The sequence below is a fragment of the Devosia alba genome (genome assembly GCF_039938915.1).
Taxonomy (GTDB): domain Bacteria; phylum Pseudomonadota; class Alphaproteobacteria; order Rhizobiales; family Devosiaceae; genus Devosia; species Devosia alba.
The window spans coordinates 145,223-165,839 of record NZ_JBDUUI010000001.1; the positions used below are offsets into that span (position 1 = coordinate 145,223).

At 61.6% G+C, this 20,617-nt stretch carries 15 protein-coding genes and 1 tRNA gene; 14 read left to right on the plus strand and 2 right to left on the minus strand.

Annotation, left to right across the window (positions count from 1 at the left end; all coding sequences use genetic code 11):
* Positions 1-163 precede the first annotated feature (163 nt).
* The 4 genes from ABFY71_RS00675 (at position 164) to ABFY71_RS00690 (ending at position 8,463) form a co-directional block, all read left to right on the plus strand.
* Entirely contained in the window at positions 164-1,660 is a 1,497-nt protein-coding gene (locus ABFY71_RS00675; protein WP_347944243.1) for a hypothetical protein, read from the plus strand.
* Positions 1,635-3,449, plus strand: a complete 1,815-nt coding sequence (locus ABFY71_RS00680; protein WP_347944244.1) for a glycosyltransferase family 2 protein — start codon at positions 1,635-1,637, stop codon at positions 3,447-3,449. Before ABFY71_RS00675 ends, ABFY71_RS00680 begins: the two co-directional genes overlap by 26 nt.
* Positions 3,450-4,134: 685 nt before the next feature.
* Complete coding sequence (locus ABFY71_RS00685) at positions 4,135-5,331, plus strand: efflux RND transporter periplasmic adaptor subunit (protein ID WP_347944245.1); 1,197 nt, start codon at positions 4,135-4,137, stop codon at positions 5,329-5,331.
* A 3-nt stretch (positions 5,332-5,334) separates the two neighbouring features.
* Entirely contained in the window at positions 5,335-8,463 is a 3,129-nt protein-coding gene (locus ABFY71_RS00690) for an efflux RND transporter permease subunit (protein WP_347944246.1), read from the plus strand.
* A 116-nt stretch (positions 8,464-8,579) separates the two neighbouring features.
* On the opposite strand, the gene ABFY71_RS00695 is transcribed toward ABFY71_RS00690, so the two are convergent.
* Positions 8,580-8,822: an HP1242/YdcH family protein gene (locus tag ABFY71_RS00695; RefSeq protein ID WP_347944247.1), complete on the minus strand. Its 243-nt coding sequence runs from the start codon at positions 8,820-8,822 to the stop codon at positions 8,580-8,582.
* A 332-nt stretch (positions 8,823-9,154) separates the two neighbouring features.
* Between ABFY71_RS00695 and ABFY71_RS00700 the strand changes: the two genes are divergently transcribed.
* The 10 genes from ABFY71_RS00700 (at position 9,155) to ABFY71_RS00745 (ending at position 19,497) form a co-directional block, all read left to right on the plus strand.
* Positions 9,155-10,519: a glutamine synthetase family protein gene (locus tag ABFY71_RS00700; protein ID WP_347944248.1), complete on the plus strand. Its 1,365-nt coding sequence runs from the start codon at positions 9,155-9,157 to the stop codon at positions 10,517-10,519.
* Positions 10,519-11,823 carry an NAD(P)/FAD-dependent oxidoreductase gene (locus ABFY71_RS00705; RefSeq protein ID WP_347944249.1) on the plus strand — a complete coding sequence of 435 codons (1,305 nt, stop codon included), beginning with the start codon at positions 10,519-10,521 and terminating at the stop codon, positions 11,821-11,823. The genes ABFY71_RS00700 and ABFY71_RS00705 overlap by 1 nt, the downstream gene beginning before the upstream one ends.
* 110 nt (positions 11,824-11,933) lie before the next feature.
* On the plus strand, positions 11,934-13,148 hold the full coding sequence (locus ABFY71_RS00710) for a benzoate/H(+) symporter BenE family transporter (protein WP_347944250.1): 1,215 nt from the start codon (positions 11,934-11,936) through the stop codon (positions 13,146-13,148).
* Positions 13,145-13,756 (plus strand): molybdenum cofactor guanylyltransferase, encoded by a 612-nt coding sequence (gene mobA, locus ABFY71_RS00715; protein ID WP_347944251.1) that lies wholly within the window; start codon positions 13,145-13,147, stop codon positions 13,754-13,756. The genes ABFY71_RS00710 and mobA overlap by 4 nt, the downstream gene beginning before the upstream one ends.
* Before the next feature lie 104 nt (positions 13,757-13,860).
* Positions 13,861-13,935: transfer RNA gene (locus ABFY71_RS00720), tRNA-Asn, on the plus strand.
* 204 nt (positions 13,936-14,139) lie between these two features.
* Positions 14,140-14,583 carry an SRPBCC family protein gene (locus ABFY71_RS00725; protein WP_305579474.1) on the plus strand — a complete coding sequence of 148 codons (444 nt, stop codon included), beginning with the start codon at positions 14,140-14,142 and terminating at the stop codon, positions 14,581-14,583.
* Between the two features lie 47 nt (positions 14,584-14,630).
* Entirely contained in the window at positions 14,631-16,115 is a 1,485-nt protein-coding gene (locus ABFY71_RS00730) for a cryptochrome/photolyase family protein (protein ID WP_347944252.1), read from the plus strand.
* Between the two features lie 73 nt (positions 16,116-16,188).
* Entirely contained in the window at positions 16,189-17,238 is a 1,050-nt protein-coding gene (locus ABFY71_RS00735; protein ID WP_347944253.1) for a cysteine synthase A, read from the plus strand.
* Positions 17,239-17,310: 72 nt separating this feature from the next.
* Positions 17,311-18,771 (plus strand): cardiolipin synthase, encoded by a 1,461-nt coding sequence (cls, locus tag ABFY71_RS00740; RefSeq protein ID WP_347944254.1) that lies wholly within the window; start codon positions 17,311-17,313, stop codon positions 18,769-18,771.
* Between the two features lie 9 nt (positions 18,772-18,780).
* The gene (locus ABFY71_RS00745) at positions 18,781-19,497 is read left to right on the plus strand and encodes an alanyl-tRNA editing protein (protein WP_347944255.1); all 717 of its coding nucleotides are present in this window, start codon (positions 18,781-18,783) and stop codon (positions 19,495-19,497) included.
* A gap of 11 nt (positions 19,498-19,508) precedes the next feature.
* On the opposite strand, the gene ABFY71_RS00750 is transcribed toward ABFY71_RS00745, so the two are convergent.
* Positions 19,509-20,540, minus strand: a complete 1,032-nt coding sequence (locus ABFY71_RS00750) for an amino acid ABC transporter substrate-binding protein (protein WP_347944256.1) — start codon at positions 20,538-20,540, stop codon at positions 19,509-19,511.
* Positions 20,541-20,617: the final 77 nt, after the last annotated feature.

The following is a 20,617-nucleotide window of genomic DNA, read 5'->3' on the forward strand; positions in this document are numbered from 1 at the left end:
ATTTGCCGTTGTCGGCTTTGCCATGATCTATTCCCGGGATAGCGCTTTTCGCTATGGCGTGGCTGCCTTTCTCGATGGCACGGGCGGAGCGATCCGTCGTGGGTTTTCAGATCTGACCGGGCTCGGCAGCAGCGACAATGGCCCCCAACTGGCGACCACGACTTTGCGCATTGTCCGCCCCAGCCAGACGAGCTGGATTGGCCTTACCGGATTTCCTGACCAGACCGAGGTACATTTCACGGTGCCGCGCGTTGGCGGCTATGTCGACGGGCGACTGGATCTGCGCTTCGATGTTCAATTGGCCGAGGGAGGCGACGGACGTCTGAGCGTCGCAGTGAATGGCGAGCGACGCAGTGAAAAAGTGCTCGATATGGGCCACAATACCCATCAGATCAGCATTCCGCTTACGAATGCTGATCTTCTCGCCAGCAAGGTCGTGGTTGAACTGGCAGCGCGGGGAACGACCAATAATGGGCAGTTATGCCCGACCGGCGCAGTCAACTCTGGCAGTGCGATCAATCTCCTGCCGGAAAGCGCCATGGTGCTGACGACCCTGCAGGACGTGAATGATCCCCAGACGGCCCTTATTGCTGTTCCCGATCCGCTGCTGCTCTATCTGGGCCGGGATAGCAATTCCCAAGCCATCGCAATGTGGGCTGCCCAGCATCTGACGCGCGCCGGTGTGGCTACGATTCTGGTGGATGACCCGCTGACCCCTGGTCGGATCATTGTATCAGACAAAGCGTCAGCGCCGGAGGCGGTGGAACTAGATCTTGGTGGCAATTTCGTGTTGAACGGCCTTGCTGGCCTGCGCCGCGCTATCGAATTTCACCGAGCCGATGCCTTGGTGCCCGCCCAGTTATCCGACTGGCCCGTCACGGTAACCGGGCTGACCACCGAAACCATGGTGCGCAATTTTCGCGGCGCGAAGCAGTGGACCATTCCCTACAAGATTGCTGACCTGCCGGGCGGGCTGACGCCAACTCGCTTCGAGCTGGCTTTGCGCACAAGCATGCTGGCCGAAGGTGATGAATGGATCGTGCAGGTTTCGCTCAACGGCAACCTGCTCCAGACGGTGCGCATGCCGGGCAATGTGCCCGATATAGGCTTGGCGGTTGAGTTGCCTCTCGAGTTACAGGGACTGACCAATTCCCTGGCGGTCAGACTCGTCGACGCTTCACCCAACCAGAGCGTTTGCGGCACCCTACCCGATGCCCAGGCGCAACTCCTCCCCACGAGCCGGTTAACTGCGTTGGGGGTACAGCCAACCGAGGGCTGGCACTACCTGATACGGCAATTGGCCACCGCGCCAGTTGTCGTCCCCGGCAATTATGGCTTGCTCAATGTCAACCAGGCCACGCGCATCGCCGCGATGCTATCGCAGTTCATGCCAGCTGGGGTCAACGCAGCCTTCGAGGCGGAAGGCCCGGCCATGATGCTAACGGCATTGAACAAAAATCAGCTGGCACAGCTGTTGCGGGCCAGGAAAGAGGCCGATATGGCTCCCGAACGGCGCGACTGGCTGGTCACCGCGACGGGCGAAACCGGGACCAACTCGCTGCGTCTGATTGACCTGCAAACGCAGGACGAGCCGACATTTTTGAACCAGATGGAATCAGCCAGCGTGGCCATCCTTGTCCAAAGCCATTCCAGCCAGTAACCCGCAGCCCCCTGCGGGCCATCAGTACTGGTCCGTCGATAGCGCGCCAGCCACGCTGACACGGCCACTGCCGCTCACGGCTGCGCCGCTGGTGCTGCTGCTGTTTACCCTTATCAGTTCACTGCTGCTGTTTGCCGTCAACACCGTGCCGTGGCTGGTCGAGACCTTCCCGAACCGCGACTTCGTCTTCTCGCCCTATCTGGGTACTCACTCGATCCCGCTGCGCATCTTCATCCTCAGCTTTTACCTGGCCTTTACGGCGGCCGTGGGCGCGAGTTCCCTGGGTAAACTGAAGTTCCTTGTCGAGATGACGTCCTTCTTCATCATCATCTGCTGCGTCTTCGACATGCTCAATGTTGTGCTCTACGAGGCCTACGGCTTCATCTATTCGCTGCATGTGGTGGAAATCCTGTCGGGCCTGTTCGGCTACTTTGTCTTTTCACTCAAGCTACTGGATCATGGCAGCATGCCGGCCAGGGCCCAGACCCCGACCAGCCCACGCTACAAGATCAGAGGATCGTTGCGCCTCGGCATTGCCGTGGCGATCGCCATCGGGCTTTCGGTCTATGTCGACGGGCTGAACCTGTTCATCATCGAGCGCCTGCGTGACCTGGCGCTGTTGGGCGGCACCGGGCCGGGCGTTTTCCTGTTCCTGCCCATGCTGTTCCTGTTGCTTTACATCGATGGCACGGTGCAGGCCATCATCCGGCGCAAGGTCACCTTCACCCCGCCCGTCACCGTGATCGTGCCGGCCCACAACGAGGCGCATGTGATCGGCCGCACCATTGCCAGCCTCGATGCGTCGGCGGCGGGCTATGGCGGCGAGGTACTGGTTCTGGTCCTCAACAACTGCTCGACAGACGATACGGTCAAGGCCACCTGGGAGGCCTTTGACAAGGCCCGCCATCTCAGGGGTCGCGTGGTGGACGTGCCGACATCGGGCAAGGCCAAGGCGCTCAATCGCGGGGTTATGGAGGTGCGCACGCCGTTTATGATCCGCATCGACGCCGATACGCAGGTGCAGCCGGCCACGCTCCGTCGCGCCATGCGACATTTTTCGCGTCCCGGTGTGGGGGTTGTCGGCGGACTCCCTCTGGCGCCAGGCGATGGTCCGTTCGATCGGGCCCGCACGCTCGAGGTGCTGCTCAAGCACGGCTATTACCAGGTCGCCTACGGCGCGACCGATGCCATAGTGGGCGTACCCGGCATGTTCGCGGCCTATCGCACGCGCCTGGTGCGGGCGGTAGGCGGCTTCGTTACCGGCATGAATGGCGAGGACACCGATGTCTCCCTGCGCATCGGCGAGATGGGCCATCGGATCGTGGGCGATCCCTCGGTCGTCTATGTCTCGGAAGTGCCGGTGACATACTGGCACCTGCGCGAGCAGCGCATGCGCTGGTTCCGCTCTGTCTATCACGTCAGTGCGCGCAACCGGAACTATCTCGATAGCTGGCGTTTTTCCATGCGGGGCAAGATCATCCTGCCCTTCATGCTGCTCAATTCGGCCCGTCGCGCGATGATGGTGCCGCTGGCGCTGTTCAGCCTCCTCCATCTCGGCTTTGCCTTTGAGGGCGAAGCAACCCTGACCGTCAGCGCGGCGCTCGCCGTGCTGCTGGGAGCGCCCACACTGATGGCGGCCTTCGCGGCGCTGGCCAATGGCCGCCCCCGGGCGCTGCTCGGTCTGCCGCAATACACGCTGTTCCGCATCGTGCGATCCTACCTGACGCTGGAGTCAGTGCTCAGCATTGCTTTCGCAGACACTGCCACGGTGCGTAAAAATGCAACCTAATTACTCAATGGATGTTCTTCTTCGTGAGAGACTATCCACCAGGCGACGGCATTTGCCGATTTGCCACGAAGGGTGCGAGCCGTATGCGATATCCGTTGGTCTTGTTTCTGGTGCTTTTTGTAATGGCCCCCTACACGGCACACGCCGTGTTGTCTGGCAGCGCTCGATTTCAGCCCCGGCCTGACCACAGCACCGCGCAAGTAGCGCAGCGCGGCAAAATCCGGTCGGCGGGCCACCAATTGGCCGGCGGCGTGCTGATTTCCACCAATCTGTCCTGTCCTGCTGCCCAGCCGCAGCATTGCTGACTGGACAATTCGCACATATCCGCGCAGCCGAACTAGTCGGTTTTCCCATCCAGTACCCTGATACGCCGCTCGCAGACGCTTGCGTCGCTGACTCGCGTGCAAGCAGCAGATTGTCGCACTGGAAGTAGCCGATAGGGTGTGGAACTCAGCCAATCCGCTGCGCCCAAAATTCGGCAGGTCCACCCCCAGCATTGGCGCTTGCCGCATCATGACCTGGCCGACTAATATTGACCGCTAGACCAGTCCAATGCCCACCAATCCAGGCTGCACCATGGGCTGGTTGTTCTGGTGCCGTACAATCGTGCTATGCGAGCCGCCATGCGACTCGGTGAGTGGGTCGCGCCCCTGCAGAACGATCAGACCACCCGAAAGAACCAGATATGAGTGAAGCGCACGAAAAGCCTCTGTGGGCGCAAAGCAAGCGTGAGAAGGCCAATGCCGAGCGCGTGGCCCAGGGCCTGAAGCCCAAGCGCCGCATTCTGCCCTGGATCATTCTGGCAATAGTCGTCCTGGGTATCGTGGGATTCATCCTTCTCCGCCCGCCCGCGCCATCCGCCCCCGAAACAGGCGACACGGCACCGGTCGCCAAGCAAATCAGGCAATCGGAAACCGCAACCATTGAGACGACGACGCTCCAGCAGACTGTCAAGGTCACCGGTACGCTTGTTCCGGGCAGGCAGTCCGAAGTGGCCTCGCAGGCATCCGGGCGGGTTATCGCTGTGCTCAAGCGTCCGGGAGATCCTGTCTCTGTCGGCGATGTCCTTGCCCAGATCGATCGGGCCACGCTGGAATTGCAGCTCAGTCAGCAGCAGGCAACGGCACAGGCCACGCGTGCCCAATTGGCTTCATCGCAGCAGCAGCTTGAGCGGACCGAGCAATTGGCGAGCCAGGGTTTGGCCAGCCCATCGACGCTGGAACAGGCCCGATCCGCCAATGCAGCACTGGAGGCCAATCTCAAGGCACTCGACATCGCCGTTGAGTCGGCCAAGCTTGCGCTCAGCAATGCCACCGTCAAGGCACCGCTGGACGGCATCGTTTCTGCGCGCTCGGTCGAGCCCGGGCAAACCATCGCCTCGGGCACGCCCCTGTTCACGATCGTCAATCTTGACGAGATGCAGTTCGACGCCGCCGCCTCGGTCAATTCAAGCGCCCTGGTCGCGCCGGGGCAACCCGTCTCCGTCACGGTAAGTGGCCTTGATGGGCAGGAATTTGCTGGCACAGTCACCCGGGTCAACCCCGTTGCCGTCAGCGGTACCCGCGCTGTGCCGATCTATATCGAGCTCGACAATGAATCCGGCAGTTTGCGCGGCGGCATGTTTGCCACCGGGCAGATCACCGTCGCCGAAAAAAGCCAGGCGCATGCCGTTTCCGCCGCTGCCTTGCGCGAGGACGCTGACGGGACCTTCGTCCTCAAGCTGGTCGATGGCACACTGGTTCGGCAGGGCGTGGAGACAGTCCAGAAATGGGATCGCGGTCACCTGGTCGAGGTTACCGGTATTGCCGCTGGTGACGTGATCGTCTCGGCACCGCTCGATGAACTGGTCGCCGGCGATACCTATAAGTTGATCGAAGGCTGACCCATGTTCCTTACCCGCATCAGCGTCAATCACCCCGTCTTTGCCACCATGATCATGGTGGCGATCATGGTGTTCGGGGTCTACGCCTACCAACGATTGCCGATCGAACAACTGCCCGACATCGATTTTCCCGTGGTGGCTGTCGTCGTCAGCTATCCCGGCGCCTCCCCTGAGGCTGTCGAAGCCGACATCGTCAGGCCGATCGAAGATGCGGTGAACACCATTGCTGGCCTTGATAGCGTGCAATCCACCGCCCAGGCCGGGCAGGCCATGGTGCTGATGATCTTCAATCTCGATTCCAACTCCCAACAGAAGGCGCAGGACGTTCGCGACAAGCTCGATCCGATCAAGGCGACGCTGCCCGAGGGGGCCGGCGATCCGCGGGTACTGCGTTTTGACCCCAGCGCCTTGCCGGTACTCTCGCTGGCTGTGAGTTCCACGACCCTGTCCGATCGCGACCTGACGGCACTCACCAAAGATGTCATCGCAACGCGAATTTCCAACATCGATGGGGTTGGCAGCGCCAGCGTTGTGGGCGGGGTACCGCGCCAGCTTAATATCCAGATCGATCCTGATCGGCTGACCGCCTTCAATATCAGTCCTGATGCCGTGATTCAGGCGCTACGGGCCGCCAACCGCGATCTGTCTGCAGGCTCGATTACCCAGGACAGCATTGTGCAGTCGATCCAGGTCCTGGGTCGGCTCGATAACGAAGACGATTTTTATGACGTAACCGTCGGCAATCAGGGTGGCCAACCCGTCACCGTGCGCGATGTGGCGACCATCGTCGATGGCACTGGCGATGCGTCGAGCCTGGCGATTCTCAATGGCGAGCGCGCCATTGCGATTGATGTTCTCAAGACCCAGGGTGCCAATACCGTGGGCGTTGCCCAGCAGATTCGCGCGACAACTGCCGACCTCATGGCCAATGAACTGCCCGAAGGCGCGGTTAAGATTCAGGTCGTGGTGGACAATGCCCAGCCGGTGGAAGACTCCTTCCACGCCGTCCAGAACATGCTGATTGAAGGCGCACTGCTCGCCGTCGCCATCGTGTTCCTGTTTCTCAACTCGTGGCGATCGACCATTATTACCGGCCTGACGCTGCCGATTTCCATCATCGGCACGATGGTGGCGCTCAGTGTGCTCGGTTACAGCCTCAACATGATGACGCTGCTCGCACTCTCTCTGGCTGTCGGCATCCTGATCGACGACGCCATCGTCGTGCGCGAAAACATCACCCGGCACCTGCATATGGGCAAGTCCCACCGGCAGGCCGCATTGGACGGCACCAACGAGATCGGCCTCGCCGTGATGGCGACGACCTTGTCGATTGTTGCAGTGTTTCTCCCGGTCGCCTTCATGGACGGCATCATGGGGAAGTTCTTCCTCCAGTTTGGTGTGACGGTTTCGGTCGCGGTGATGATTTCGCTGTTTGTCGCCTTTACGCTCGACCCGATGATGTCGAGCGTTTGGTACGATCCCGCCTCCCAACCCAACGCCAGGCGTGGGCCGCTCGGCAAGGCCGTACAGCAGTTCGACCGGCTGTTCGCGTGGATCACCAGCGGGTACCGCTCCCTCATTCGCTGGGCGTTGAAGTTCCGCAAAACCGTATTGCTGATCGCCCTGCTGTCCTTCGTCGGCGCATTCCTGCTATTCCCCCGCGTCGGCGTCGAATTTGTCCCGGTCACCGACACGGGTATATTCACCGTTTCGGTGGAAACGCCCTCGGGCACCTCCCAGGACGCAACGGCTGCCAAACTTCGGCAGGCCGAGACGGTGATCAGAACCTTCCCGGAAGTCGAGACCACCTATTCCACTGTGGGCGGCGGCCTGGCGTCTTCCGGGGCCAATAGCGGCACGATGACGGTAACGCTGGTGGCCAAGGATCAACGCGATATCACGCCCGAGGAAATCATGCCGCGCATCCGTCATGCGCTGGCTGCAGTGCCCGGCGCCGATTTCCAGGTCTCGGCCGCTTCGGGCCTCGGCGGTAGCGCGGCACCGGTGTCCATCACTCTCTATGGCGATTCATTCAGCGTTCTCAGCCGACTATCGGACCAACTTGAACGTGATCTGGCCGACATTCCCGGGCTGATCAACATCACCTCGAGCGTGGACGCCGCCCAGGCCGTCATCGGCATTCGCATCAATCGCGATCTGGCCAACAATCTCGGTATCTCGATGAACCAGATCGCCTCGACGCTGGGGCCGCTGATCAGCGGTGAGGACGTCGCTGACTGGACGGCACAGAACGGACAGGTCTATTCGGTCGTTGTGCGCCTGCCCCCCGAGCTGCGCGACGATGTCGATGCCATCGGCAACTTGCCGATCGCCCAGTCGGGCGCCACCGGGTCGAGCCAGATGATCACACTCAGCCAGGTCGCCGAGGTGGTCGAGAGCACCGGGCCGGCCACCATCAACCGCCAGGATTTGCAGCGTGGGGTGACCATAGACGCCTATCTGCAAGGCGTCGAACTGGGCACGGTGACACCGCAATTGCAGGCGGCTGTCGACAAACTCGACTTCCCCACCGGCTATAGCAGCTCATTTGGCGGCGACGTCGAACAGATTGGCGAAACCATGGGCGCAGTGGGCTCAGCCCTGCTCTTGGCCGTGATCTTTATCTATCTGGTTCTGGCCAGTCAGTTCGGCAGCTTCCTCCAACCCATCGCCATCATGGGTTCGCTGCCCCTGGCGCTGATCGGGGTGATGGTGGGGCTGCTGGTGGGTGGCTCGACCCTCAACATGTTCTCCGCCATTGGGTTCATCATGTTGATGGGGCTGGTGGTCAAGAATGCCATCCTGCTCGTCGACAACGCCAACCAGCACGTCAAAGAGGGCGCGAACCTCTATGAAGCGCTGGTCGAGGCGGGCTCCACGCGGTTCCGACCGATCATCATGACCACGCTGGCAATGGTCTTCGGCATGTTGCCCTTGGCGCTCAACCTGCATGAAGGCAGCGGACAGAACGCGCCCATGGCGCACGCCGTTATCGGCGGCCTGATCAGTTCCACTGCGCTGACGCTCGTGGTGGTGCCGGTGCTGCTGACCTATATCGACAGCTTCAGTGCCTTCACCCGTCGCTTCCTGCCCAGGGGACCTGACGAGGTGGAACATGCTCCCGCCGAATAGGGCAAGACGCCTGACGTTAAAGCGCAGGGCGACGGGGGGCTGGCGGACGTAGGCAACGAGGAAGATGGGACGGTATCGAGGGCGGCATTGAATGCCACGCCACCCTCGACCGGCGCCTATTCAGCCTTGCTGAGGGCCGCGGCTATTGCGTCTTTGATCGCCAGTCGCTGTTTACGCAACATGCCCTCGGCGTCTTCGGTCACAGCATCCAGCCGGCTCTCGGCACGATGCACCTTGTCGTTGACGTCGTCATATTCGATGAGCAGCTTGGCAAAAGCTGGATCTTTGACCTTCAGCGCAGAAATGGCGTCCAGTTGATCAGGAAATTCCTCGCTCAGTGTGTGAGGGGTGTTCGACATGCTGCCTCCTTCGGTTTGCAAAGGCACCATGGCGTTGAAATGCTCCGGCCACTTTGATCAGGATCAAGAAGTCATTGATTTCCCAGCGTTCTCGGGCCAACGCATCAAAAGCGTCGCCCGCTGACACCGACGCACCCGATCGCCCGCCCCAAGAGTCGAGCGCAATCACCCCCATGGACAAGGGCGCCGCGCCAGCACCCCTCTGTTTCGGTCAGGCACCAGGAGCAGGATCCATGGCTGCCTGCCCATGCAGTGCGGTCCAAGGCCTCCCTAAACTGGCTTTCACCTGATAAGGCTAACGCCATGATATACAAAAAACCCGTCGGACAGGCATGAGCAACGATTTGAACGAAGGCACCGACATCGTCGCGTGGCTGGACCAGAACCCCCAGGTGGAAGTACTGCACACAGCAGTCGTTGATCTTAATGGCATCATGCGCGGCAAGCGCATTCCCATCGATCAGGCGCGCCGCATTGCCGACAATGGCATTCGCATGCCGCTTTCAATCGTGGGGGTGGATGTCTGGGGCGAAGATATCGTTGGCAATCCAATGGTCTATACCGGCGGCGATACCGACGGGATTTGCAGCCCGACTGGTCGCGGCGCACTGCCGATCAACTGGACGACCCGGCCCAGCGCCATGATCCCGCTCTGGCTGTTTCAGGAGGCACAGACCCCGTTCCTGGGCGATCCGCGCCAGGCACTGGCTCATGTGTTGCGGCGCTTTGCCGAGCAAGGTCTGACGCCGGTTGTGGCCACCGAACTGGAGTTCTATCTGGTTGATCCGGAAGCTGATTCGGCCCGGCCGCCGATTTCGCCCTACACCGGCAAGCGGCTGGATTCCGATGCTATCCTGTCGCTCGACGAATTGGAAGATTTTGGCGAGTTCTTCCGTGACGTCTACCTGCAATGCGAGCAACAGAATGTGCCCGCCGATACGGCCGTAGCTGAAAACGGCATTGGCCAGTTCGAAATCAATCTGTTGCACAGCGCCGACGCCCTCAAGGCGGCCGATGATGCGGTGCTGTTCAAACGCATCGTCAAAGGCGTGGCGCGCAAGCACAAGCTGGTCGCTACCTTCATGGCCAAGCCCTATGGCGGCCGGTCGGGCAATGGCTTCCACGTGCATTTCAGCCTCAATGACGCTGCAGGCAACAATGTGTTCGACGACGGCACCGAGACCGGGTCCGAGGTGATGCTGCACGCGGTTGGCGGACTGCTGGCTGGCATGGCGGAATCAACTCTGCTGTTTGCGCCCCATTTCAATTCCTACCGTCGCCTGCGGCCCGACACCCATGCGCCCAGCGCGGTCTCGTGGGGCTATGAGAACCGCACCACGGCGGTGCGCATCCCCGGCGGCAATCCCAAGGCACGCCGCATCGAGCACCGCGTCGCCGGCGCTGATGCCAATCCCTATCTGGTACTGGCCGGCATTCTGGGCGCGGCACTGGTGGGCATTGAAGACGAAGTCAAACCGCCCAAGCCCTTCAAGGGCCGCGCCTATTCGGAACGTCTGCCCAAACTGCCCGCCGACTGGGCGTCTGCGGTCAATGCATTTGAAGATGGCGATATGATCCCGCGCATTTTTGATCCGACCCTGCATTCGATGTTTGTAGCCTGCAAGCGCCAGGAGATCGCCGGGTTTGCTTCCCAGGTGACCGATCTTGAATTCAGCGCCTATCTGGAGATCGTGTGATGGCGACACCAACTTATGCTGGCGATGGTAGCTACCCGCCGAGCTATTACGCAGCCTCGCGCGCCATTATCCGCCAGCCGGTGACGTTGAAGGGCGAGGTAAAGGCCGACATCTGCGTGGTGGGGGCGGGTTATTCGGGCCTGTCGGCAGCGCTGCATCTGGCCGAACAGGGCTTCAAGGTCGTCGTGGTTGAGGGTGCCAGCATCGGCTGGGGTGCCTCGGGCCGCAATGGTGGCCAGGTGGTCAACGGCCTCAATGCCAGCCTGGATACCATTGGCAGACGCTACGGCGAACAGACTGCGCAGTTTGTCGGCGGCATGGTTCAGGAGGGTGCTGGCATCATCTATGACTGGGTCGAACGCTACGGCATCGACTGCGATCTGCGGCGCGGCAATATCTATGCCGCCTACACGCCCCAGCACTTGCGGGAGTTGGAGGCCAAGCAGACGCTGTGGCGCAAATACGGCATGGACGACCACGAAATGCTCGACAAGGCGGCCATCCGCCGTCACATCGGCAGCACGGTTTACGAAGGCGGGATGATCGACCATTCGGGTGGTCACATGCATCCGCTCAACCTCGCACTGGGCGAAGCCAAGGCGCTCGAAGGCCTGGGCGGGGTCATCTACGAGAATTCGCCGGTCATCAAGGTCGATCAGGCGGCTGACCAGGCGACGGTACGGACAGCGCATGGCACAGTGACAGCCAATGCCGTGCTGGTGTGTGGCAATGCCTATCTCGGCAATGTTGTGCCCGAACTGACAGCCCGCGTGATGCCGGTCTCCACCCAGATGGTAGCCACCGCACCGCTTGGCAAGGAACGGGCCGAAGCGCTGCTTCCGACCGGTATGTGCGTGGAAGACGTGCGCTATATCCTCGATTATTTCCGGCTCAGCGCCGACCATCGCCTGATCTTTGGCGGCGGCGTCGTCTATGGCGGCACCGATCCAGCCGATGTGATCGCCAAGCTGCGGCCCAACATAGACAAGGTGTTCCCGCAATTGGCCGACGTCAAAATTGACTACGCCTGGAGCGGCAATTTCGCATTGTCGTTCTCGCGCGTGCCGCAATTGGGCCGGTTGGGCGACAAGGTGTATTTTGCGCACGGCTATAGCGGCCACGGCGTTACCGGCTCGCATCTGTTCGGCCGGATTCTGGCTGAGGCGGTGCGGGGCGACCTGACGCGCTTTGATACCTTCGCCAAGCTGCCCTGGATCCCCTTCCCCGGCGGCCGGATGTTCCGGGCTCAATATTCGACGCTGGGCTCATGGTGGTACGCGCTCAAGGATCGCCTCGGGCTCTGACGATCAGCGGGCTTTTTGGCATCGCGCGAAGATGGACCGTTTGGCGCGGTTTGGACTTCCCGACATTGGTTGACGTCCCTTAGGGTAACGTCAATCAGATGGAGAATCGCGTGAGCCAGACATTGCAGCGGTCGCAGATTGGCCGGCGCGAGTATTTCCAACCCATCATGGCGGGGGCTCTGGCGGCCATTGTCGGCTATGCCAGCACGTTTACGCTGGTGCTGGCGGCACTGACGGCCTCGGGGGCTTCGCCGCAGCAGGCAGGCTCCGGGCTGATGAGCGTTTGTATCGCCATCGGCATTCTCAACATTGTGGTCAGCGCCCAAGTCCGGGTGCCGGTAAGCTTTGCCTGGACGACGCCGGGCATGGCGTTCCTGCTGACCGTGGGCGAGCCATTGGGCGGGTTCGCGGCTGTGTCGGGCGCTTTTCTGGTGGCGGCGCTCATGATCATGCTAACCGGGCTGATCAGGCCCCTGGCGCGGTTGATGGCCGCCATTCCCGCGCCGATCGCCAATGCCATGCTGGCCGGCATGCTGTTGACCCTGTGTCTGGCGCCCATAACGGCGGTGGCAGAAATGCCGCTCCTCGCGCTGCCGATCCTGTTGGCCTGGGTGGTTGGGCTGCGCTTTGCCAGGCGCTATGCAGTGCCGATCGCTGTGCTGGTAACCGGGGTCCTGCTAGCGCTGACGACCAATCTGCCGGTCGGGGCATTGAATGGCAGTTGGCCTGCCCTGGTGCCAGTAATGCCGGTATTTACCGTCGACGCCATCGTGCGCATCGGGCTGCCACTCTACATCGTCACCATGGCCTCGCAAAACCTGCCGGGGCTGGCGGTGATGCAGGCCAATGGCTTTGTGCTGGCGCCCGCGCCGCTCTTTGTCATGACCGGCATTGCCAGCGCGGTAACCGCATTGTTTGGCGGCCAGACCAGCAATCTTGCAGCGATCACCGCAGCGATCTGCGCCGGACCCGAAGCCCATCCGGACAAAGACAAGCGCTGGCCCGCGCCGATTTCGGCGGGCGTGGTCTATCTGTTGCTGGCCCCGGCAGCCAGCCTGGCGGCCGCGTTCATTGCCGCCTCACCACCCCTGCTGATCCAGGCGGTGGCCGGTCTGGCGCTGCTGTCGAGCCTTGCGGCGGCACTGGCTGGCGCTCTCGTGCATGAGGAAATGCGTCTGCCCGCAATTTTTACCTTTGTCGTCACCGCATCGGGCATCACCATGATTGGCGTGGGGGCGCCGTTCTGGGGATTGGTCGGTGGCATCGTCATGCTGATCGTGCTGCGCCTTGGCGTCAAACCACTGGCAGGGACCACCAGCGCATGAGCCTGCCCCATGCCGTTATCATCGCCGGCGGTGGGGGCGCGCGACTGGGCGGTGTGCGCAAGGCCGATCTGCGGGTCGGCGGGCTGCGCCAGCTCGACCGGGTACTGGCCGTGCTCGGCGATGTCGCCCGCCCCATCCTGGTGGCCAGCGGCCCGCCGGGCCAGCGGATCGCCCTGCCCGCTGGCTGTGACGCTGTGCCGGACCGCGATTCGCCAATGGCCGGTCCGCTTGCCGGGCTGGCGGCGGCGGTGGCGCGATTGGCAGAATCAGGGATCACCACCGGGCTACTGGTGTCGGTGGCGGTCGATACACCTTTCCTGCCCGTTGATTTCGTCCCCCGCATGATCGCTGGTCTGGCTAATGCGCCGGGCGTCTATGCGGCCTGGGGAGAGGACTTTTACCCACCCAATGCACTGTGGCGGATCGAGGCATTGCAGAACCTGCCGGCCGGCCTGGCCAGGCCCGACGCCCCGGCCAGCCTGAAGGCCCTGCAGCGCAGCCTGGATTTGCGGCGCGTGGACTGGACCGATGACCACGACACAAATCCCTTTGCCAATATCAACACCCTGGCCGATCTGGTCGCCCTGCAGCGCCACACCATGCGATGATGCGCGGTGCCCAACTTATTCACACCGGTGGCAATTGGGGCTTGGCAAAGCATGCCAAGTTCGGTACATGGACCTCGCCTTCGCAAGAAGGTCAACGAAGGTGTTCCGCGGTAGCTCAGTGGTAGAGCAATCGGCTGTTAACCGATTGGTCGTAGGTTCGAATCCTACCCGCGGAGCCATTCGTTCCTCGCTCGATATCGAGCACAATCCCCACCATGTCAGATCGCTGCAACCACGCGCCTGGCGCGGCAGTGCTCGACGGTATCGCCGCAGATCAGATATATCTTCACAGCATGGGCGTTCAGCAGGCATTGGCTTTCAGCCGGGTCTGACTCCACCTGGGAATCGAACGCCAACAATGAGGTGCTCAAGTGAGCAATGGCATGGACTTGGACGGCGAAAGCCAGATCAAACTGACCCGCACCATCGACGCCAATATCGACGATGTGTTCAAGGCTTGGACCGATCCGGCGCTGATTGAACAGTGGCAGGCCGATGAGGCCGAACTCGATGCCTTCGAGGGTGGTGAATACAAGTTCACCACCTTTGGCGATGATGATGATCCTGAAGACCACACGGTAAGCGGGGAAATCCTGGCCTTCGTGGAAAACGAAAAGCTGGTGATGAGCTGGGTGCACAAGGACGAGGACGATGACGAGGATGATCTGATCTTCGTTCTCGACATTGCGTTCGAGGCCATTGGTGACGAGCAGACGCGGATCACGCTGATTGAGCGCGGGCTGGCCCATGCCGATCCGGAATCGCGCATCTTTTCCATCGAAGCATGGAACTCTGCCCTGGAACACCTGGCCGAAGTCATCGAATAGACTGAACCAGAGGGCTGCGCCGCGCGTAACAAACGCGGAGAGCTCTCATGACTTCGACAACAATTGCCTGGCTGCGCAACGATTTGCGGCTGACTGACAACCCGGCACTGAGCGCTGCCATGCGCGCGGGAACCCGGGTCATTGCCCTTTATGTTCACGAGACGGCGCACGGTGTGCGCCCCCCAGGGGCTGCCGCGCGCTGGTGGCTGCACCACAGCCTTCAAACGCTCGAACGCGACCTGGCGGCGCTTGGCGTTGAACTGACGGTGCGCACAGGCGAACCGGGTGGCATCATTGCCGATCTCGTGCGCGACAACACCGTTGCGGCAGTTTTCTGGAACCGGCGCTATGCCCCGGGCGAGGTGCTGGTCGATGCTGCAATCAAGACCTGGCTCATCAACCAGGGCTTAGCGACGCAGTCGTTCGGCGCCAATGTGCTGATCGAGCCGTGGGACATCGCGACCGGGCAAGGCCAGCCCTATTCGGTGTTCACGCCCTTCTGGAAATCGCTCAAACAGCGGGCCATAGCCCTGCCGCTGCAACAGCCTTCTGCCCGCCTGCCGCGTCAGCCACAACCAGTGGATACCGATTATCGCGAGCCGTGCTGGGCGGCAAAGCTGGGCGGGCACTGGTATTTTGGCGAGGTAGCGGCACAACGAACGCTGGCCGACTTTCTCGACCACAGGGTCACGAACTATCCTCAAGGGCGGGATTTTCCGGACAGCGATGCGAGTTCGGGCCTGTCGCCGCATTTGCGGTTTGGCGAAATCAGCCCCCGCCAGATCTGGCACACCGCAACCATGGCAGCCCAGATGGCGCCGGAAAAGGCGGCGGCGATCGACAAATTCCTCTCCGAACTGGCCTGGCGCGATTTCAGCTATCATCAGCTCTATCATCGTGGCGATATCGCCACCGAACCGATGCAGCCCAAATATGGCAACATGGCCTGGCGCGAGGCCGACGACGAATTCGCCGCCTGGACCAGCGGCATGACTGGACTGCCGATCATCGACGCCGGCATGCGGGAATTGTGGGAGACCGGCTCCATGCACAATCGCGTGCGCATTCTGGTGGCATCACTACTGACCAAGAATTTGCTGATTGACTGGCGGCGGGGCGAACAATGGTTCTGGGATTGCCTCGTCGATAGCGATCGAGCCAGCAATCCGGCGAGTTGGCAGTGGGTGGCCGGTAGCGGACTGGATGCGGCGCCCTATTTCCGGATTTTCAATCCGGTCACCCAAGGCAGCCGCTTTGATGCTGCGGGCGGCTATGTGCGGCGCTGGGTGCCCGAGCTGGCGGCGCTACCGGATCAATGGCTGCACAATCCCTGGGAGGCGCCACAGCAGGCGCTGGCTGCGGCCGGGGTGCGGCTCGGGGTAACCTACCCTGCACCCATTGTCGACTTGAAGGCCTCGCGGGTGCGGGCGCTGGAGGCGGCAGCGGCCCTGCAGCGGAATGATCTTGCGCCAAAGCGCGCCTCGCGCATTGGCATTGCGCCAGCGGGCGGCGGGGCGGAAAGCTCTGCCTGAACAGCCCGTTATGGCTTGCGGCTCTGGTGGTACGGCCCTACGGTCAGGGTTTATCAGACCAGCAGATTGCGCCATGGCCAAGCACAACGACCTTATCTCCGCGATCGGCAACACGCCGATGATCCGTCTCAACCGCACTTCCACCCTTACGGGCTGCGAGATCTGGGGCAAGGCCGAGTTCCTCAATCCGGGGCAATCGGTCAAGGATCGTGCGGCGTTGTTCATCATTCACGATGCGGTACAGTCGGGCCGGCTCAAGCCCGGCGGCACGATTGTCGAAGGCACAGCCGGCAATACCGGCATCGGCCTGACCCTGGTGGCCAATTCGCTGGGATTCAAGTCGGTGATCGTGATCCCCGACACACAGAGCCAGGAAAAAAAGGACGCGCTGCGTCTGTATGGCGCCGAACTGATCGAAGTGCCGGCCAAGCCCTACAAGCACCCAAACAACTACATCAAGGTCTCTCAACGGTTGGCAGAGAAGCTCGATGCGGAGTTGCCCGAGGGTGCAATCTGGGCCAATCAGTTCGACAACATTGCCAATCGTCGCGCCCATGCGGAGACCACTGGTCCCGAGATCTGGCAGCAGACCAGTGGCCGCATTGATGGCTTCATCTGCGCCGTCGGCACCGGCGGCACGCTGGCTGGGGTCGCTGAAGCGCTGCGCGCGCGTAGCGACGACATCAAGATTGGCCTGGCTGATCCTGAAGGCGCAGCGCTGTACAATTACTATGCCCATGGCGAGCTGAAATCGGCCGGCGACTCGATCACCGAGGGCATTGGTCAGGGTCGCATCACGGCGAATTTGGAGGGGCTGACCATCGACAACCCCTACCAGATTTCCGATGCCGAGGCCCTGCCCTACATCTTTGATCTGCTTGAGCATGAAGGGCTGTGCCTGGGCGGTTCAAGCGCGATCAACATCGCCGGTGCGGTGCGCATGGCGCGCGATCTTGGTCCAGGCAAGACCATCGTCACCATCCTGTGCGACTACGGCAACCGCTATGCCAGCAAGATCTTCAATCCCCAATTCTTGCGCGGCAGAAACCTGCCGGTCCCCAAATGGATGGAAGGGCGCACGCCGATCGATATCTCCAGCGTGATGGTGGCAGACCCGGCTTAGCCCCGGTCATGTGGCGAGGGCCGCCATTGTTCACCTGAACGAGCCTGCTAGAGTGTTCGTCCACGAATCTGGGTGAACCTCTTGGTCGGCTTTGACGACGTTCTGCGGGCAATAGTCGCCGATCTGCATATTGTGGCCGCCATTATGGCGGCGATATATGTGCTGGCCTTTGTCTGCGCCGTGCGCGAAATCATGATCTCGCGCACCTCGCAGGGGTCAATTGCCTGGATCTTGGCGCTGGCGCTGCTGCCATTTCCGACGACGCTGCTCTACCTGATTGTCGGCTGGAAGGCCTTTGACGACTATGCCACCGATCGAATCCGCAACGGCCGTGCGGCGCGCCCGTTGCGCGCCAAGGATTTGGCGCTGATCGATAATGCCACGAGCGACCTCTGGCCCGTTCAGAGTAAAGTGTCCGAAGTGCCGTTTCTCAGTGGCAATGAGGTCGAACTGCTGGTGGACGGGCACGCCACCTTCGATTCCATTTTTGCCGGTATCGCCGCAGCCAAGACCTATTTGCTCGTGCAGTTCTACATTGTGCGCGACGATGCCTTGGGCAAGGAACTGGCGGAACGGCTGATCGAGCGTGCCAATGCCGGGGTCAAGGTCTACCTGCTCTATGACGATATCGGCAGCACCGGCATGCCGCGGCGGTTCCGGTCGCAGTTGCGCGCGGCCGGGATCAATGTTGCCGGGTTCAACCAGCGCCACAAATTCCTGCGGCTCTACGGGCCGACGCGGATCAATTATCGCAATCACCGCAAGATTGTGGTGGCGGATGGCGAGCATGCCTGGGTGGGTGGCCACAATGTCGGCGTGGAATATCTTGGTCAGGATCCCAGATTCGGGCGCTGGCGCGACACCCATGTGCGCGTCTCAGGTCCGGGGGCGCTGGCCTGTGCGCTGCTGTTCCGCGAGGATTGGGAATGGGCCACCGGCGAGGTATTACCCTCGAACCCTCCGGCCAGTGTCGCAACGCCGGGAGAGCAGCCCGTGCTGGTGATGGGAACCGGTCCGGCCGATCGGCTGGAAGAATGCGCCATTGCTTTTACCGATATCATCGGTCGCGCGCGTCACCGACTCTGGATCGTCAGCCCGTATTTCGTGCCGGACACCGATATCCGAACGGCGCTGTTCGCGGCCAAGTTGCGCGGCGTGGACGTGCAGATAATGCTACCCAATGAGCCCGACCACAAACTGGTGTGGTTGGCCAGCATTGCTCATGCTGACGCGATGATAGAGCACGGCATCACCATTCAGCGCTACCAGGCTGGTTTCCTGCACCAGAAGGTGTTGCTGATGGACGATCAGATCGCCACCGTTGGCAGTGTCAATTTCGACAACCGCTCGTTTGCCATCAATTTCGAGATCACCATCTGGTTCACCGATCCCCAGACCATCTCGGAAGTCGAAGCCATGCTGGTCAAGGATTTCGAGAGCTGCCGGAAAGTGAGCCTGGAGGAGGTAAGGTCGCGATCCTGGGTGATGCGCTTTATGACCCAGGCAGCCCGGCTGCTGTCCCCCGTATTGTAAGAGGCCGAAATGACCAGTTTCCTGTTTCGCGACGACAGCTATCTGCAATCGGTGCAGGCCATTGTCACCGCCATTACGCCAGAAGGCGGCATTGTGCTGGGTCAGACGATCTTCTACGCCGCCTCAGGCGGACAGCCCGGCGATCGTGGCAGCTTGATTCGCGCTGACGGGGCCGAATTGACCATTGCCACCGCAATGCACCCCGAGGGCGACAAGACGGCCATCGTGCATGTGCCCGCTGACACCGGGGCCCTGCCAGTGGTTGGCGAAGTGGTGACGGCAAAGCTCGACTGGGAGCAACGGTACCGCTTGATGCGGATGCACACGGCACTGCACCTGTTGTCGGTGGTGTTTGACTTTCCGGTGACGGGCGGGGCGATTGGCTACGACAAAGGGCGGCTCGACTTTGCCATGCCAGAGCTCCCCGCCGATCTGGCGGCGCTCGAAGCCAGCCTGAATGCGATGATCGCTGCGGACCACCCTGTCAGCCAGGAGTGGATCACCGACGCGGAAATGCTCGCCAACCCCGATCTAATCAAGACCATGAATGTGAAGCCGCCAATGGGTCAGGGCCGCGTGCGGCTGATCCGGATCGGTGATGTTGACCTGCAACCCTGCGGCGGCACCCATGTCCGTTCAACCAGCGAAATCGGCCCGGTCAAGCTCGGCAAAATTGAAAACAAGGGCAAGCAGAACCGCCGCGTCAATCTGCTGTTTGCCGATTAGGCGCCGTCAGCTCAGCGCACTGGCGGCGCGTAGAGCAAGCCGCCATTGCTCCACAGCGAATTCTGGCCGCGCAACAGTGCCGCGCCGGTTTGCGGACCGAAGTGACGATCATAGAGTTCGGCGTAATTGCCGACGGCCCGAATGACGTCCGCCATAAAAGTGGGCTTGAGCCCCAAAGCGGTACCAAAATCGCCTTCGACACCAAGAATGCGGCGGATGGCGGGCGTGTGCGAGGCCGTCAGAGATTCGGTGTTCGGCGATGTAATGCCCACCTCCTCGGCATTGATCAGCGCCAACAGCGTCCATTTGATGATATTGAACCACTGGGTGTCGCCAGCGCGCACGACTGGCCCCAGCAATTCCTTGGAAATCCGCTCAGGCAGAATGCGATGGGCATTCGGATCGGGCAGCCCTCGGCGGATGGCCTGGAGCTGGCGGCCTGAGGCCGACACCGCATCGCACAAACCTGTCTTGTAAGCGAGCGCCAGATCGTCAATGTCCTCATAGGGAACTTCAACGTACGTGGCCTGGTTGGCGAAGAAGAATTCCTCAATGCGTTCGAGATCATCGCCGCCATCAATCACGCAGATGCGGACATCGTCCAGTTCGAATGCCGACACCAGTCCGCGCGCCTGTGGCACCAGAAATGCTTGGCCATCAAAGAAGGCCGTACCGACATAGCGGGCGCCGTATAGCGTGTCGCGCCGCGCCGTCCAGGGTCCATTGCGGGTCAACACATCGACCGCTTCGGTCTGCAGATGCGCGAACCGGGCCTCCCCGCGCAGGGAGTGAAACTCAATGCGATTGGGATCGCCAAACACCGCAGCGGCGATAGCCCGGCACAGATCAACGTCAAAGCCGGACCAGCGGCCATCGGCATCGATCTGGGCAAATCCGGGGAGCGGATTGGTGGCGCCGCAAATGAGAAAGCCGCGTTCGCGCACCGCGTCCAGCGTCTGCGCCGCAGCGGGACTGACGGCCAAACCCAGCACCCAGCCAATGGCTGCTAGCACCGCTGACAATCGCATGAAAAATCTAGCCAATCTGGTCCTTCCCTTCGCTCGCCTGCCCATATTGGCAGGCGGCAGGGTGCGGTCAAGCCATGCCAGGGCGATAGCCC

Excerpts from the sequence above, each read along its gene's own strand:
- ABFY71_RS00685 (WP_347944245.1), top strand. The coding sequence starts at position 4,135 with ATGAGTGAAGCGCACGAAAAGCCTCTGTGGGCGCAAAGCAAGCGTGAG.
- ABFY71_RS00690 (WP_347944246.1), top strand. The coding sequence starts at position 5,335 with ATGTTCCTTACCCGCATCAGCGTCAATCACCCCGTCTTTGCCACCATG.
- ABFY71_RS00695 (WP_347944247.1), bottom strand. The coding sequence starts at position 8,822 with ATGTCGAACACCCCTCACACACTGAGCGAGGAATTTCCTGATCAACTG.
- ABFY71_RS00700 (WP_347944248.1), top strand. The coding sequence starts at position 9,155 with ATGAGCAACGATTTGAACGAAGGCACCGACATCGTCGCGTGGCTGGAC.
- ABFY71_RS00705 (WP_347944249.1), top strand. The coding sequence starts at position 10,519 with ATGGCGACACCAACTTATGCTGGCGATGGTAGCTACCCGCCGAGCTAT.
- mobA (WP_347944251.1), top strand. The coding sequence starts at position 13,145 with ATGAGCCTGCCCCATGCCGTTATCATCGCCGGCGGTGGGGGCGCGCGA.
- ABFY71_RS00725 (WP_305579474.1), top strand. The coding sequence starts at position 14,140 with ATGGACTTGGACGGCGAAAGCCAGATCAAACTGACCCGCACCATCGAC.
- ABFY71_RS00730 (WP_347944252.1), top strand. The coding sequence starts at position 14,631 with ATGACTTCGACAACAATTGCCTGGCTGCGCAACGATTTGCGGCTGACT.
- ABFY71_RS00735 (WP_347944253.1), top strand. The coding sequence starts at position 16,189 with ATGGCCAAGCACAACGACCTTATCTCCGCGATCGGCAACACGCCGATG.
- ABFY71_RS00745 (WP_347944255.1), top strand. The coding sequence starts at position 18,781 with ATGACCAGTTTCCTGTTTCGCGACGACAGCTATCTGCAATCGGTGCAG.